A 15,064-nucleotide genomic window follows, 5' to 3' on the forward strand; every position below is an offset into this window, starting at 1 on the left:
TCGACTGGGACAACTGTCCAAGGCAGGACTCCTGTGTGGTTTGAAATTGCGGCGCACCTTACGCCCGGTGGGTGGGGTGGTCAAGCGCTGCGTTCGGGTTTGCACAAAGTCAGTGTAGAAGCGCCGCATTCGGGCTGGGGCGGGGGCTTGATGAAAGATTCGACATGTGGATTTCATGCCGCTGCCGACTGCCTTGTTGCTCCGTTCTGCGGGGAGGGCAGGTGCGGTGATGTTGTCCGGCCGGGCCTCATCGCTGGCAAGGCCAGCTCCCACAGGTTCTGTGTCTGGCCTGGGCCTTGTGGTTGACCGGGATTCTTGTGGGAGCCGGCGTTGCCGGCGATGAGGCCATCAGCTTCAACATCAATCCTGCGCGGGTCTGTGCTGTTCTTCCCGGCCTCATCGCTGGCAAGGCCAGCTCCCACAGGTTCCTGTGTCGGGCCTGGATTAAGCGGCTGGCCCGGAACCCTGTGGGAGCCGGCTTGCCGGCGATGAGGCCATCAGCCTCGAATCAATCCTTCCTGCCCAGCATGTACTGCTCGAAATGCGCGATGTGATCGTCGAGGTTGTCTTCCAGCATCATCCGGTACTGTTCGCAGAAGTACTTCAGCAGTTCCTCCCGCGCCGCAGCCATTTCGCTGCCGGACTTGAAGCTGCGTGCACTCATCCAGGCATTGAAGCGGGTGGCGCCGAAGGTCAGCGAGGCGCTGACCTTGCCCAGGTCCTGGAGGCTTTCGATCTGCTGGTTGGCCAGGTCGATATGGGCGTCGGCGCGGTCGTAGAAGGCTTGGTCGGTGGCTTGGGACATGCTGAAGGCCTGGAGAAACGGATCGGGCCGGCGATTGGAGCACGTTTGCCGGCCGGATGCTACGCGACGAAGTCGTAATCCGCCGGCTCGAAGCGCTCGCTGCTGTCCATGCTGACATTGCGCATCGGCGCGGTCTGCAGGTGGGTGGCGTACAAGGGTTGCGCACAGTAGTTGATCAGGATCGACCGCCGCCGCGCTCCGGAGGGGTTGAGGCTGGCGCCATGCACCAGGTCGACGTCGAACACCAGGATGTCGCCAGCACGGCCGGACACCTGTATCACCCGGGATTCGTCGTCGAAGTCGTATGGCGACTCCCCCGGCTCGAAGCGATGGCTGCCGGGTATCAGGCGGGTCGCACCGTTGTGCGGACCGTAGTCGTCGAAGTAGGCCATGGCCGTCACCGTATCCCCCGGCCGGTGCCCCCACATGTCCCGGTGCAGGCGCTGGTGACCACCGCCGACAAGGGGCTCGCGGCCTTCCACATGGGACAGGAAGAAGGGCTCGTCGATGATCGCGCCGGTGGCCGCCAGCAGCGCCGGCAGCCGGCACAGCGCCTGGATCCGCGCATGGCTGTCGAGCAGCGAGTGGCGCCAGTCACGGCCACGGGGAACCGGCCATTCGTGGGAGGCGCGGGCACCACCGTCGAAGGCGCCGCGCAGCTCTTCCAGCCAATCTGCGGGAATCGCCTGGCGAAGAAGAAGATAGCCGTCTCGGCGGAGTTGCTCGCGGGGGCTCATGGCGGTTCTGCGTTCCTTGCCGGCGGTTTTTTCTGGGGGCGCCCGACGTCAGTTCGGCGGGCATTATCGGACTGCGGGCGAGCGTAGCCATGGGGTCAGCACGATGTCAATTTGATATCCACTAATTTTGTGTGGTTGTGCACATCGCGCCTGAAGCTGAATGATGGCGAATTGCTTTGTCGCAGGTTAAGCTCGGTCCTTTTCCACCTCAGGGATGACCATGAACAAGCTGCTCGCCGCAATCGGAATGTGCCTGGTGCTCAATGGCTGCGCCACTTCGTCGAACTACACGGTCGGTCGGGATTTCTCCTCGGCCAGTGTGGCCACCATCGTCAAGGGCAAGACCACCACCGCGCAGTTGCGCTCGATGTTCGGTGAGCCCTACATGAAGACCGCAGTCAGCGATACCGACGAGAAGTGGATCTACGCCTACACCAACGCCTCGGCCCACGCCAAGAGCTATGTGGTGAACATGCAGGTGACCACCACCGGCACCCAGAAGATGCTGGATCTGCTGATCCGCAATGATGTGGTGGCCAACTACACCTACAGCGAAGGTCCGGTTGCGGGCTCGAGCATGGCGACCCACTGATCGATCAGGGACGCCGGCCTGCAGGCAGGCCGGCTTGCGTTCAGCCCTGGCTGCGGATAGCGCTTGCATCGCTCTGCAACCACCACTCATCCCGCTTCTCCGCCAACTGCGATTCCAGCACCGAGACGCCCTTGTCGCGCAGCGAGATGCGCTCGCGCTGCAACGCGTCGTTCAGCGTGCCCAGCAGATTGCGCGTCTGTGAGACCGACTTCGGCGTATTGGTTTCGTTGGTCAGCACGCCATCGGTGTAGGTGCGCACGCGTTCGTTCTGGCTGGCCTGCTGCGTGGCGCTGGCCTGCACCAGCTTGTTGTCCTTGTTGAAGCCCAGGCGCGTGCTGCTTTTCGCTTCGTCGGTGACCTCGTGGTAGCTGTAGTTCTGTGACTTGAGGTCCTTGCTCAGGGCGAGCGCCACCTGCGGGTTGGCGCCGACGTGCCAGGCGGCGTTCAGGCGCGACTGCTGGTCCTGCTGCACCGAGCGACTGGACAGGGCCTTGCCCTGGGCAATGGTGCTCTGCGAGACCTGGTAGTCGAAACGGTCGGTTTCCCCCGGCAAAAGCGGGTTGACCGACTGCGCGGTCTGCCCGATCGAGGCGCTGAAGTCGGCCAGGCCGCTGAGCAGCAGGCGATCGGTCTTGCCCGAAATCGGGCCGGAGCCGCTGGCGGCCTTGCCGTCGTCCACGCTGTTGAGCTGGACGAAAGCGTCCTTGAACAGGGCCATCAGGTCCTTGTCGCCATTGCCGCGCTTGCGCGCCGCGTCGAACTGCTCCAGGTAGTTGCCGATCGCTGCCTGGCGCTGGCTGGCAGTGCCCAGCAGGCTGCTGTCGCGGGTGTCGAGGTCGAGCTTGAGATTGCCCGACGGGCCTTGCAGGCTCAGGTTGCGCGCCGTGTCGTCGAGCTTCAGGTCGAAGACCTGTTGTTCGCCACTGGCGGTTTGCAGGGTGGCGTTCATCTGCAAGGAACTGAACAGGTTGGAATCGAACTTGACAAGCCCATCCAGCTTCAGGCTCGGCGGCTCCTTGGCCAGGCCGTCGATGGCGGCCTGGAAGCCGTCCGCGAGGGTGGCGAGACCCTTGAGCTCGTAGGCGTTGAGTTCACCGTCCTCGACCTCGGCGCTGACCGCCAGGCCGTTGTCGTCACTGACCAGCGACAGCTTGATGGTCGCTCCGGAGGCGGTGGTCAGGCTCAGGCTGATGGTATTGGCCGGGTCCTGGCGCAGGCTGTCGGCGCGCAGCTTGATGGCTTCGGCACTGGGGGTGGCGCCTTCGGCATAACGGAATACCGACTGGGAAACCGATGTTCCGCCCTTGAGCACCAACTGTTCGACCAGCGCCGAACCCACGCCGCGGAAACGTTCGCTGGCAGACCCGCCCTGGATGCCGGTGAGCAGGCTCAGGCTGAGCTTGTCCACGCCGTCGTCCTGCAGGGCGTAGCGTGCGGTGGAGGTGGCATTGCGTGACGAGTAGGTGTAGCCGTCACTGTCGTCCCGGGCCTGGCCCAGGGTGACATTGCTGGTCGCGGCCGGCGCCTGGGTGCTGCTTGCGGTGCTGGCCGGCGTGGCTTGGGGTGCGATGTAGACAGGCGAAATGCGCAGTCCTGTGCTGATGGGGGTCATGTGGTTGCCCATGGTGTCCGTACGTGTTCAAGGCTATCGGCGCGTTCGCGCGAAGCTTGAGCCGTGCCACAATGCCGGCCCCTTTCCCCGACGTTGTCCGGTCCGTCCATGAAAAGCAGCCAACTGACCCTGATCTGTCACGCCCGCAGCGAAGCCCAGCGCGTCGGTCGCTTCCACTTGGCCGAGGATGGGATACAGCCGGCTTTCGATGCGGTGATCACGTTGGATGAAGCGGCCCGTACGCTGATTGCGCCGGAACTGCGCACGCGACAGACCGCCGAGGCGCTGGGCCTGGTTGGACAACCGGATGCGGGACTGCGCGACTGCGATTTCGGGCGCTGGCAAGGGCTGTCGCTGAAACAGCTGGAACAGGAAGAGGCGGATGGCCTGCAACAATGGTTGGGCGATCCCCAGGTCGCGCCCCACGGCGGCGAGTCGGTGGCGCAGCTCTGCCAGCGGGTGGCGGACTGGATGGAGCGCCGGACGGATCCGGGACACTGGCAGGCGATCACCCATCCGATGGTGATCCGTGCGGCGCTGCTGCATGTGCTGCAATGTCCGCTGTCGGCGTTCCAGCATATCGATGTGCTGCCGCTGTCGCGGGTCAGCTTCAGTCGCTATGACCGCTGGCGGTTGCGCATTGATTGACGGCAATGGTGCCCGGCGCCCCGCCAAGCCCCACAGAGATCGCATCCGCCGTGAACCCTGTGGGAGCCGGCGTTGCCGGCGATGAGGCCGTCAGCCTCGATACCGATCTTGCTGGCCTGATTGTTCTTGAGGGCCTCATCGCTGGCAACGCCAGCTCCCACAGTGTCTGTGTCGGACACAGGTCTTGTGGCTGGCCGAGATTCCTGTGGGAGCCGGCGTTGCCGGCGATGAGGCCGTCAGCCTCGATATCGATCTTGCTGGCCTGATTGTTCTTGCCGGCCTCATCGCTGGCAAGCCAGCTCCCACAGAGACCGCGTCGAGCACAGATACTGTGGCCGGCCCGGAACCCTGTGGGAGCCGGCGTTGCCGGCGATGAGGCCATCAGCCTGTGAACCCTCAGTCGAACACCCCGCGCAGCGTCAGGGTGAAGTTGCGCGGCTCTCCATAGTAGTTGCCGTACTCGGACGTCCCGACGCTCTCGTAGTAGCGACGATCGAACAGGTTGTTGCCCTTCAGCGCCACGGTCCAGTGCTCGTCCACCTTGTACTCCACCAGGGCGTCGTACACCGCGTAGCCGGACTGGCTGAAGTCGTAGTCGCGGCTGTCGATGGCGTTGCCCACCGCGTCGAAGCGATAAGCCTTGCCGGTCACGTAGGTCGGGCTCTGCGCGGTGACGCCGGCGCCGACCCGCAGGTCAGACAGCGCGCCCGGCAAGGTATAGACACTCCACAGCTTGAACAGATGCTTGGGCGTGATGCTGCTGTAGAGGGTTTCCTCGGTGTCGTTCTGCACCCGGTTGTAGGTGTAGCCGGCGAGGATTTCCCAGCCCGGGGTGATTTCACCGCTGGCCTCGAGGTCGATGCCCTTGCTGACCACCCGGTCCTGGGCCAGGTAGCAGCACGAGCCGCTGTAGCTGAACACCGGGTCGGGATAGGACGGGTCGATGGCGGCCTGGTGCTCGCGGGTGGTGTAGAACAGCGCGGCGCTGACATTCAGGGCACCGCCGAGCAATTCGCCCTTGAGTCCGGTTTCGTAGGTCTTGCCGGTCATGGGTTCGATCGAGCTTGGCGCGTCTTCCGGGCCCATGAGTTTCTGCGCCTGGGGCTTGAACACCTCGCTGTAGCTGACATAGGCCGACCACTGCTCGTCGAGGGCGTAGATCAGGCCGCCGAAGGGCACCAGGGTGGTCGGCTCACGATCGGACACCCGGTCCTGCAGTGCCCATTGTCCGGTGCCGTCGCTGTTGCGCTTGCTGTAGGCCTGCTCGAACTTGTAGCGCTGGGCCCGCGCGCCGAGTACCAGCTTGAGCGGATCGCTCAGTTGCAGGCGCAGGGTCGAGTAGACGCCGTACTGCTCGCGGGTGTTGGGCGAATAGTCGCGCCAGAAGGCGTGGTTCGATGCATCGCTGGTCAGCGGCGTGCTCTTCGGGTCCCACAGGTCGATCAGGCCGCCCTTGCCGAGCATGCCGTTGGCGGCGCGCCAGCGGCTGGTGACTTTCTGGTAGTCGGCACCGAACAGCACTTCGTGACGACGACCGAAGGCGTCGAAGGCGCCGGACAGGTTGGCGTCGAACACCGATTGCTCGCTCCAGCTCGACACGTAGCTGCCCCACCAGTACGGCCCGGTATTGGTGGTTTCGTCGACGGAGCCATAGGGGATCACGCCTTCGGTGGTGGAGCCGTTGTAGGTCCAGGTGTACGAGGTGTTGAGCTTCCAGTCGTCGTTGAAGTAGTGGTCGAGCTTGACGAACCACTCGCGGGTGAAGCTGTCGTTCCAGGCCTGATCGGTGGTGTACCAGCTGTGTCGCGGCAGGTGCAGGTCGCCGCCGGTGCTGTAGCGCGGCAGGCCGTCGCCGGTGCCGTTTTCCTTGACCTTGTCGTAGCTGCCGCCGAAGGTCAGCAGGGTGTCGGCGCCGAGGTCGGCTTCGAGTACGCCGTACACCAGGGGCTTCTCGGTGCTGCGGTTATCCATGAAGTACTGGCGGTCGGTGTAGGCCGCCACCAGGCGCCCGCGCAGCGCACCGTCGAAGGCCAGCGGCCCGGTCACGTCGACTTCGCTGCGGTAGTTGTCCGAGGAGCCGGCCGAGGTGTTGAGCTTGAGCTGGTAGTGATCGAGCGGGCGCTTGCGTACCAGGTTGACGATACCGCCCGGGTCGCCGGTACCGCCGAGCAGGCCGCTGGCGCCGCGCAGCACCTCGACGTGATCGTAGGCGGCCAGGTCGTACATACGGTCGCTGTAGAAGGTGCCGACCCCGGTGCCGATGTCCATGGGCGCGGCACCATCGATCTGCACGTTGTCGATGGGGAAGCCGCGGGAATAGAACTGCTTGGAGTGGTAGGTGGAGCTGCGGCTGGTGATGCCCGGAGTGAGTTTCATCGCCTCGGGCAGGCTGGTCATGCGCTGGTCTTCGATCAGCTTGTTGGTGATCACCGAGACGCTTTGCGGGGTGTCCTTGAGGCTGACCGGGGTCTTCGAGCCGATGCTGACCAGGCCGGTGGTGTAGGCGCCGGAGTTCTCGGTCATTTCGCCCATGCCCTGGCCGCTGATGGTGGTCGCGCTCAGCTCCAGGGGGCCGTCCTCGGCGCGCTTGACCAGGCGATAGCCGAGACCGTCCCCAATGGCTTGCAGGTGGCTGCCGAGGAGGATCCGGGCCAGGCCGTCGGCCACCGAGTAATCGCCGTTCAGGCCGTCGCTGCGCAGGCCGGCGGTGAGTGCCGAATCCACGCCGATCATCACCCCGGCCTGTTGGCCGAAGGTACCCAGGACGCTGTCCAGGCTGCCGGCGGGGATGCGGTAGCTGCGGGTTTGTTGCTGACTGCCGGTGTCGGCGGCCAGCAGCGGCTGGCTGGCGCTGGCCAGGGTAGCGCCGAGCAGGGCCAGGCGCAGGGCGTGGGCCAGGGGAGAAGGGCGTTTGTGCATGAAGACGATCCGTTGGGTGGCAGAGGGAAGGGCGCTGTTTTTCAGCGTTCTGTCTGTCTTGATGCGTGAGCTGAAAAAAACTGCCGGCTATCGCGAATTATTTTTATTCGCGGCCCGGCTCAGGCCGGCGTCACCGTCGCCCAGACCCCCAGCACCCGTTCCACCTTGATCGGCAGCATGCGTGCCAGCAGGTCGAGGCTGGCGTCGGGACGATCCAGCGAATACGACCCGGACACCGGCAGCCCGGCCACTTCCGGGGCGCAGCGCAAAACGCCGCGACGATAGCGATCGAGATGGGCCAGGAGCAGGCCCAGGGGCATGCGCTCGACCACCAGCAGGCCGTCGCTCCAGGCCAGCTCGGCAGGACCGAGGGCAACCGGCGGCAAGGTGCGCTCGCTGTCGAAGTTCAACTGCTGCCCGGCGTTGAGCACCAGCCTGTCGCCCTGGGCAAGTTCCAACTCGGCACTGCCAGCGAAGACCTGCAGCTGGCTGCCGGTCATCCCCGGCAGGTCCCGGGCGATCACCAGCTTGCTGGACCTGCCGGGGGTGATCCACCCGCCCTGGCTGCGGATGCGCAGCGCGGCCTGCGTGTCGGTGCTGATCAGCACGCGGCCGAGGTTGAGGCTCAGCTCGGCGGCCTGCTGGTCCAGCGCGGTGCGGGTATCCAGTTGCAACTGCACTCCACCGGCCAGTTGCAGGCGCCGACGTTCACCGGTGCCGGTGCGGTAGTCGCTGAACAGTTGCGGCAACAGGCTGCGCTCGCTGACCCCGACTCCGGTGGCGCCCAGCACGGCCAGGCCGGCGAGGCCCTTGAGCAGGGTCCGCCGCGAACTGCCGCTGCGTGCGCGCAACAGGCTGCGCGCACTGGCTGGTGTTACGTTGCGGGTGGTCTGGCGCAGGTCCTGGTTGAGCCCGGCCAGGCGCTGCCAGGCCAGTTCATGGGACGCGCTCTGCGCCCGCCAGGCCTCGCAGGCCCGTCGCTCGTCATCGCTGCTGACCCCGGATTGCAGCAGCACCATCCAGTGCAGCGCCTGTTCCAGCACCTGCTCGTCGACGGCCTGGTTTTCCAGCGGCTGAAACGGCCTCACGGTTCGTAGACCGCGGCGTAGCAGACCCGGTAGGCCTTGAGCATGGCTTTCTGCACCACATTGACGCTGACCCCGAGCTGTTCGGCGATCTGCGGGTAGGTCAGGCCGTCCAGTTGCGACAGCAGGAAGATCTCCCGCACCCGCGTGCCCAGGCCGTCGAGCACCCGGCCCACGGTATCGAGGGCTTCGAGCACCAGCAGGCGGGTCTCCGCCGACGGCATTTCCTGCGGGTCAAGGGCCGCCAGGGATTCCAGGTAGGCGTTCTCCAGCGCGCGACGGCGGAAGAACTCGGCGCACAGGCGGCTGGCCACGGTGGCCAGGTAGGCCCGTGGCTCGCGAAATGACGGCAGCACGTCCTGGCGCATCAGGCGGATGAAGGTGTCCTGCGCCAGGTCCTGGGCCTGCTGGTGATTGCCCAGCTTGCGCCGCAGCAGCTGGACGATCCAGCCGTGGTGGGCGACATAGAGTTCGCCGACGGCGTGATGCGGGGAGGTGGAAGAGGGCATGCGCGCGGTTCCATGGCAGAGGGTGGCGTATGGTGCGCATGGTAATACTTCTCATTAACCCTGTTGCAACTAATTCGACGAACAAGCCACGCTCCTGCAAGAAGCCCGGTTAACTCTGTTGTCTAGCCATGACCAGGCGTTCAGGCGATCCCCCCCGGCGAATCCAGCACCTGCCTGATCTTGCGGGCCAGGTCATGGGGCAGGTAGGGCTTGGAGATCACCTCGAACTCCGAGCCGCCGATATCGGTGCGCTCGATGGAGTTCTCGGCATAGCCGGTGGTCAGCAGCACCTTGATCGCCGGGTGGTTGCGCCGCACCTCGCGGGCCAGCATCACGCCGTTCATGCCGCCGGGCATGATCAGGTCGGTGAACAGCAGGTCGTAGCGCTCGCCGGCTTCGAAACGCTTCAGCGCCTCGCGGGCATTGAGCACCAGGTCGGCCTGGTAGCCGTAGTCCTCCAGAACCATCTTCGCCAGCTCCGCCACATCCGGGCGATCCTCGACGATCAGCACCCGTTCGTGGCCGTTCTTCGCCTCGGCCGCCGGGCGCCGCTCCAGCGGCAGTACGGCACCGCTGTCCACCGGGAAGTACAGGCGCAGGGTGGTGCCGATGCCTTCTTCGGTGTAGATCCGCGCGGTGCCGCCGGACTGCTTGGCGAAGCCGTAGACCATCGACAGACCCAACCCGGAACCCTTGCCTTCCTCCTTGGTGGTGAAGAACGGGTCCATGACCCGGTCGCGGATGCTCGCCGACATGCCGATGCCGTTGTCGGTGATTGCCAGGCTGACGTAATGGCCCGGCAGCAGGCCGTCGTAGGAGGTAGTGGCGAGGTCGCGCACCGTGACATTGCGGGTTTCGATGAAGATCCGCGGCTTGGCCCGGCCAATCAGCGCGTCCCGCGAGTTGATGAAGATATTCAGCAGCGCCACCTCGGCCTGGGTCGGGTCGATGCGGCAGTTCTTCAGCCCGGTTTCGAGGTCATATTCCACCTGCACGCCGTCGCCAAAGGTGCGGTTGACCAGCGGCCGCACGGTATCCACCAGCTGGTTGAGATTGAGCACCCGGCCTTGCAGCTTCTGCTTGCGCGAGAAGGCCAGCAGTTGCTTGGTCAGGGTGCTGGCCTTGTCTACCGCCGATCGGGCGTGGAAGGTGCTGCGGCGAATGCGTTCCATGTCCGGCGCCGGCTTTTCCGCCGCCGTGCGGATCAGGTCGATATAGCCGCCCATCACCTGCAAGAGGTTGTTGAAGTCATGGGCGATACCGCCGGTCAACTGGCCCAGGGCTTCCATCTTCTGCGACTGGTGCAGGGCATCCTCGGCGTCGCGGCGGCGACTGACATCCAGTTGCGAGGCGAAGAAATAGATCAGCTCGCCTTTCTCGTTGTAGATCGGCGAGATGAACAGGGCATTCCAGAAGCTGCTGCCGTCCTTGCGGTAGTTGAGGATCTCGGTGGAAAAGTCGTAGCGCCCGGCGATCGCCTCGCGGATCGCCGTGACCACTTCCGGGTCGGTGTCCGGCCCCTGGAGAAAACGGCAGTTGCGCCCGACGATCTCCGCCGCGGCATAGCCGGTCATGTCGAGAAACGCCTGGTTGGCGAAGATGATCGGATTGTCCGGCGCCTTGGGGTTGGTGACGATCATCGGCATGCGCGTGGTTTCCACCGCGGCGAAAAAGATGTCCTTGGGATGGCCGGAGATATCGGCGGTCGAGGAGTCGTCGACGCGGGTGGGGGTGTTGGGCACGGTTCAGTCCTTCTGCAAGCCAGCTCTTGCATGCAGACAGCAGGGCGGGTGCTTTGGTTGCTTGCAAGGCGTCGCGGGCTGACTTCGGGTGTCGCCGGCCGTAGTTGTGGCGAGCGACACCCGAACGGACCGAGGAACTCAGTGGTGCTTGGGAGAGGGGATCAGGGTGAAGCCCGGTGCGGCTATGCCCGGCCAGAGCTCGTACAGCACATCGGCCTTGTGCCTGCCACCGTTTCTCGGGCTCGACGGAATGCCCAGCGCTTCGGCGGCGGCGATGCTCAATTCGCCGATCTTTGAATTGGAACTGACATCGGCGACCACGCAGTCGACCGATTTGCCATTCAAGGTCACCCTGGCCTTGCAACCCAGGACGACGCCCTTGGTTTTGCTGATAACCACGGCGGGCACCACGATATAGGGCACGGTGGCCGAGTCGACGTAGGCAGCGAGGTCATCCGACGCTTTGCCGGGGTATCGGTAGGCGGTCTTGCAGCCGACGATGCCGCCGGGATAGAGCTTCGGGTAGCCCTGCTTGTCGAGGATCGCGATGCTGTTGTCGGCGTCGTAGCAATAGACCTTGCCGTTCTTTTCGTACATCCCGCCGTTTTCCAGGTAGTCGCTACCTTTGTCGCCGAGCATGTAGGCCGCCGGTTTGCCATTCTGGCCGTTGGCCCCGTCGGCGTCGATATCGGCATCGGCAGTGAAATGCACCCGTAAATCCTCATCCTCCTCGATGTTGCACGCCGGTTCGTGATCGTTTTTCGGGATGGTCGCAATCCTTGGCATTTTTTGCCTCCTGCTGGTGAGTACCGACTGACAGGATAGTCCCGTTCAAAAAGAATGCTGGCATTTTGCTTTTATTTTCTCCCGATATTGCCCCGGAGTCCTGGATAATGGCGGCACGCCGGGTTTTACGGCCCCGCCAAGCCTTTTTCGATGAACGAATGGATGTCGCAGGATGAGTTTTGACAGGTTGTCGGTGCCCGAGGGGTATGCCACGGAAGTGGCTCTGGTCGTGGCGCCTTATGTCGATGTGAAGTTCATGAAGCAGCTGATTGCACGGATGAAGCCGAGACGCTTGTGCCTGTTGGCCGACGACGGTATCCGCAAGGAGGATCTGGAGGCGTTGCTGGCCGATTGTGGCAAGTCGGTCGATCTGGAGATCCGCCTGGGGCGCGCCCGGGGCCTGATGCACATGAAGTCCTATTACTTCGAGTTCATACGCAAGGAAGGACCGCGCAGAAGGAAGCGCCGCTTGCTGTTGGGGTCGGCCAACGCCACGAATGCAGCGTTCAGCGGCAACATCAATGCCGAGTTGATCGCCGATCTCGAGCTGTCCATCAGCAATGACAGCGATCTTGCCGATTACTTCCTCGACATCCTGCGGACCTTCGATACCGACGGTGACGCGGCGGTCAGGGTCGAGGAGCGGCGTGTCTATTCGTACAATGCCCCATTCCTGCATTTACCTGCGTTCAAAAGCATCCCCATGGGGACCCTGCCGTCGGGGTTCGACACCTGGTTGCAGCGCGGCCGGCTGACTGCCAAATACCGCGATGCGCCGCAGTTCGGCGTACTCAATATCCGCCTCAAGCAAGCGTTACCACGGGATCAGGTCGCGCAGATCTTCGCCAACAGTGCCTTTACCGAGCAGGGCGAGCGCGATGTGGTGCGCTATGGCTATGTGAATGACGACGCGGCTGCCGCCGAGCAGGAACAGGAGCAGCTTCACTGGAAGGCCAGTTTCAGCGTGTGGACGCACCTGGGGGACTGGGTCTCGGATGAATGCTACCGGGCTAACTGGAAGATCATGCGTTCGAAGGCGGCCGATGCACGCGAGGCGAAAGTGGCGATGATCGTCAGCGGTCATGCCGATGAAGACTGGCAGGCAGAGAGGGTCGAGACCCTGGTCAAGGCACTCGAGCAGGTATGGGACGGTTTGCAGCGTGCGCAGATCCCTCCGCAACGCTACCTCATGGAGCTCAACGGCAAACTGAACCCGGGGCCGTACAAGGCTCAGTTTCTCCAGAAGCTCAAGCAGGATTTCAACCTTGCCCAGGACCAGGATTTCAAGAGCCGCTACATCCAGGGTTACGAGTTTCCGGATATGCCGCGTTTCCGCCAGGACAACACGGCCTGGGAGCTGTTTGTCCACTCCTGGTGCGAGTCGGTCTCCGTCGAGGCGAGCAAAGGCCGTACGTCCTCATGGCTGGTCAGGCGGCTGAAAAGGATCGTCGAACTCGAAGGGCAGGAGCTGGAGGAGATGAGCGTGGCGAAGATCGGGTCTTACCTGCGCGAAGGCTGGAGGCGGACCTTGCCGCAAGTGGGGCTGACCCTGGGCGAGTGGCTGATGGACTACCACGACGCGTAGCAACCATGCCCTGCAAGCGGGGTTCGGCACGAGGTGTGTCATTGATCGCCATGTCATTCTCAGCCAGGCGCGGTGTCTTTGTGCGCCGGTTTTGCCAATGGCCTTTGGGTTAGACTCGGCGCCTTTTGCCGAGGAGACTTCCATGACCGTCACCGGCCCCCGGGCCGCCACTGCTTGCGGCCTGCTCGCCATCCTGCTGTGGAGCACCGCGTCCGGCCTGATCCGCAGCATCAGCCAGGTCTTCGGCCCGCTGGGCGGTGCCGCGCTGATCTATTCCCTCGGCACCGTGCTGCTGGTCCTGCTGCTTGGCCGACCACGGCTGCGCTCGGTGCCGCGTATGTACCTGTTTGTCGGCACCGCGTTGTTCGTCGCCTACGAGATCTGCCTGTCGCTGGCCCTGGGCTTTGCCAGCAATGCCAACCAGGCCATCGAGGTCGGCATGCTCAACTACCTGTGGCCGTGCCTGACGGTGGTGCTGGCGATCTTCATGAACGGCCAGCGTGCCCGCTGGCTGATCGTGCCGGGCAGTCTGCTGGCGCTGACCGGGATCGTCTGGGTGGTCAGCGGCAATGAGCTGTCGCTGGGGCGGATTCTTGCCAATGTCGGTTCCAACCCGCTGAGCTATGGCTTGGCGTTGAGCTGTGCGATCACTTTCGCCCTGTACTGCAACGTTACCCGCCGCTATGCCAACGGGCAGAACCTGGTGGTGCTGTTCTTCTTCCTCACGTCCTGCCTGCTGTGGATCAAGTACGCCCTGAGCAGCGAGCGACTGCCGCCGTTCACTGCGGGCAACAGCCTGGAACTGCTCGCCGCCGGAGTGGCCATGGCCGGCGGTTATGCCTTGTGGAACCTGGGCATTCTGCGCGGCAACCTGACCTTGCTGGCCACCGCCTCGTACTTTTCGCCGGTGCTGTCCTCGGCCTTTGCCGCGCTTTGGCTGGGGGCACAGTTGAGCGGGCAGTTCTGGCAAGGGGCGCTGCTGGTGGTGGCGGGATCGCTCATGTGCTGGCAGGCGACGCGACAGGTACACTGAGCGCCCATTCCTGTCGACCCGTGCCTGCCATGCTCCGTACCGTCACCGACCTCGACCTGCGCCTGCTGCGCATCTTCACTACGGTAGTGAAATGCGGCGGCTTCACCGCTGCCCAGGCCGAGCTGAACATGAGCCAGTCGAACATCAGCATGCAGATCGGCAGCCTGGAGCAGCGCCTGGGCTATCGCCTGTGCGAGCGCGGCAAGGGCGGGTTTCGCCTGACTACCAAGGGCAAGCGCATCATCGAGGCGTCCCAGGCGATGTTCGAGGCCATCGGACTGTTCCGCGACGAGGCGCAGGGGCTGTCGGGCAATCTGGTCGGGGACTTGTACGTGGGCATGGCGGACAACGTGGCGACCTTGCCCCAGGCGCGTTTCGGCGAGGCGCTGGCGAGGTTTCACCAGCGCGAGCAGGACGTCCAGTTGAACCTCTACGTCAACTCGCCCACCGAACTGGAACTGGCGGTGATCGACGGGCAACTGGACCTGGCGGTGTCCTATTTCAGCCGTTCGCGGCCGAGCCTGGAGTACCTGCCGCTGTATACCGAGGAGATCGGCGTGTTCTGCGGCGACCGCCATCCGCTGTTCGCCGAGGCGCAGCCGGACCTGCAACGGATCGCCGCGTGCAACTGGATCAGCCATGGTTTTCTCCCGGACAACCAGGAGCTGCCGTTGCGCCCCGAACGCAGCCGGGCCACGGCCTACCATATGGAAGCCGTGGCCCACGCGGTGCTGGCCGGGACGCACTTGGGCTACCTGCCGACCCACTATGCGCAGATCTGGATCGAGCGCGGCCGCATGCGCGCCTTGCAGCCCGAGCGGCTGCGGTACGAAGTGGTGCACAGCATGATCACCTACAACGGACGGCCCCGGAGCGAGGCAGCGCGGGCGTTTATCGAGGATCTGCTGGCGGTGCATGGGGTGCAGGGGTAGGGGAACGGTCTTCTGGCGTTCCCGAGGGCCTCATCGCTGCATGGGTATCTACACAACTTCAGATCACCACAAAATGATG

13 protein-coding genes are annotated in these 15,064 nt (G+C 64.2%); 5 read left to right on the top strand and 8 right to left on the bottom strand.

Annotated elements, in window-relative coordinates:
- Positions 1-508: 508 nt before the first annotated feature.
- A complete protein-coding gene (locus ACODSK_RS24740) occupies positions 509-805 on the bottom strand; it encodes a DUF3144 domain-containing protein (protein ID WP_489019720.1) in 297 nt (98 codons plus the stop codon).
- A 59-nt stretch (positions 806-864) separates the two neighbouring features.
- Complete coding sequence (locus ACODSK_RS24745) at positions 865-1,542, bottom strand: phytanoyl-CoA dioxygenase family protein (RefSeq protein WP_489019721.1); 678 nt, start codon at positions 1,540-1,542, stop codon at positions 865-867.
- A gap of 220 nt (positions 1,543-1,762) precedes the next feature.
- On the opposite strand from ACODSK_RS24745, the gene ACODSK_RS24750 reads away from it, so the two are divergent.
- Positions 1,763-2,134, top strand: coding sequence for a hypothetical protein (locus ACODSK_RS24750; RefSeq protein ID WP_489019722.1), 372 nt, complete (start codon positions 1,763-1,765; stop codon positions 2,132-2,134).
- A gap of 40 nt (positions 2,135-2,174) precedes the next feature.
- Here the strand turns inward: ACODSK_RS24750 and ACODSK_RS24755 are convergent, their stop codons facing one another.
- On the bottom strand, positions 2,175-3,746 hold the full coding sequence (locus ACODSK_RS24755) for a hypothetical protein (RefSeq protein ID WP_489019723.1): 1,572 nt from the start codon (positions 3,744-3,746) through the stop codon (positions 2,175-2,177).
- 108 nt (positions 3,747-3,854) lie between these two features.
- Here ACODSK_RS24755 and ACODSK_RS24760 point away from each other — a divergent pair, with 108 nt between their 5' ends.
- The gene (locus tag ACODSK_RS24760) at positions 3,855-4,394 is read left to right on the top strand and encodes a histidine phosphatase family protein (protein WP_489019724.1); all 540 of its coding nucleotides are present in this window, start codon (positions 3,855-3,857) and stop codon (positions 4,392-4,394) included.
- A gap of 396 nt (positions 4,395-4,790) precedes the next feature.
- Here the strand turns inward: ACODSK_RS24760 and ACODSK_RS24765 are convergent, their stop codons facing one another.
- The 5 genes from ACODSK_RS24765 to ACODSK_RS24785 form a co-directional block, all read right to left on the bottom strand.
- A complete protein-coding gene (locus tag ACODSK_RS24765) occupies positions 4,791-7,313 on the bottom strand; it encodes a TonB-dependent siderophore receptor (protein WP_489019725.1) in 2,523 nt (840 codons plus the stop codon).
- A gap of 119 nt (positions 7,314-7,432) precedes the next feature.
- Complete coding sequence (locus tag ACODSK_RS24770; protein WP_489019726.1) at positions 7,433-8,401, bottom strand: DUF4880 domain-containing protein; 969 nt, start codon at positions 8,399-8,401, stop codon at positions 7,433-7,435.
- Positions 8,398-8,907, bottom strand: coding sequence for a sigma-70 family RNA polymerase sigma factor (locus tag ACODSK_RS24775; protein WP_489019727.1), 510 nt, complete (start codon positions 8,905-8,907; stop codon positions 8,398-8,400). Before ACODSK_RS24775 ends, ACODSK_RS24770 begins: the two co-directional genes overlap by 4 nt.
- Positions 8,908-9,047: 140 nt before the next feature.
- Positions 9,048-10,649, bottom strand: a complete 1,602-nt coding sequence (locus ACODSK_RS24780) for a hybrid sensor histidine kinase/response regulator (protein WP_489019728.1) — start codon at positions 10,647-10,649, stop codon at positions 9,048-9,050.
- Positions 10,650-10,787: 138 nt separating this feature from the next.
- Entirely contained in the window at positions 10,788-11,435 is a 648-nt protein-coding gene (locus ACODSK_RS24785; RefSeq protein ID WP_489019729.1) for a hypothetical protein, read from the bottom strand.
- Positions 11,436-11,607: 172 nt separating this feature from the next.
- On the opposite strand from ACODSK_RS24785, the gene ACODSK_RS24790 reads away from it, so the two are divergent.
- From ACODSK_RS24790 to ACODSK_RS24800, 3 genes are all read left to right on the top strand, one after another.
- Positions 11,608-13,020 carry a phospholipase D-like domain-containing protein gene (locus ACODSK_RS24790; protein ID WP_489019730.1) on the top strand — a complete coding sequence of 471 codons (1,413 nt, stop codon included), beginning with the start codon at positions 11,608-11,610 and terminating at the stop codon, positions 13,018-13,020.
- 142 nt (positions 13,021-13,162) lie between these two features.
- Positions 13,163-14,053, top strand: a complete 891-nt coding sequence (gene yddG, locus ACODSK_RS24795; protein WP_489019731.1) for an aromatic amino acid DMT transporter YddG — start codon at positions 13,163-13,165, stop codon at positions 14,051-14,053.
- A gap of 29 nt (positions 14,054-14,082) precedes the next feature.
- Positions 14,083-14,985 (top strand): LysR family transcriptional regulator, encoded by a 903-nt coding sequence (locus ACODSK_RS24800; protein WP_489019732.1) that lies wholly within the window; start codon positions 14,083-14,085, stop codon positions 14,983-14,985.
- The last annotated feature ends 79 nt before the right edge of the window (positions 14,986-15,064 follow it).

This window comes from Pseudomonas sp. FG98, from assembly GCF_057808595.1.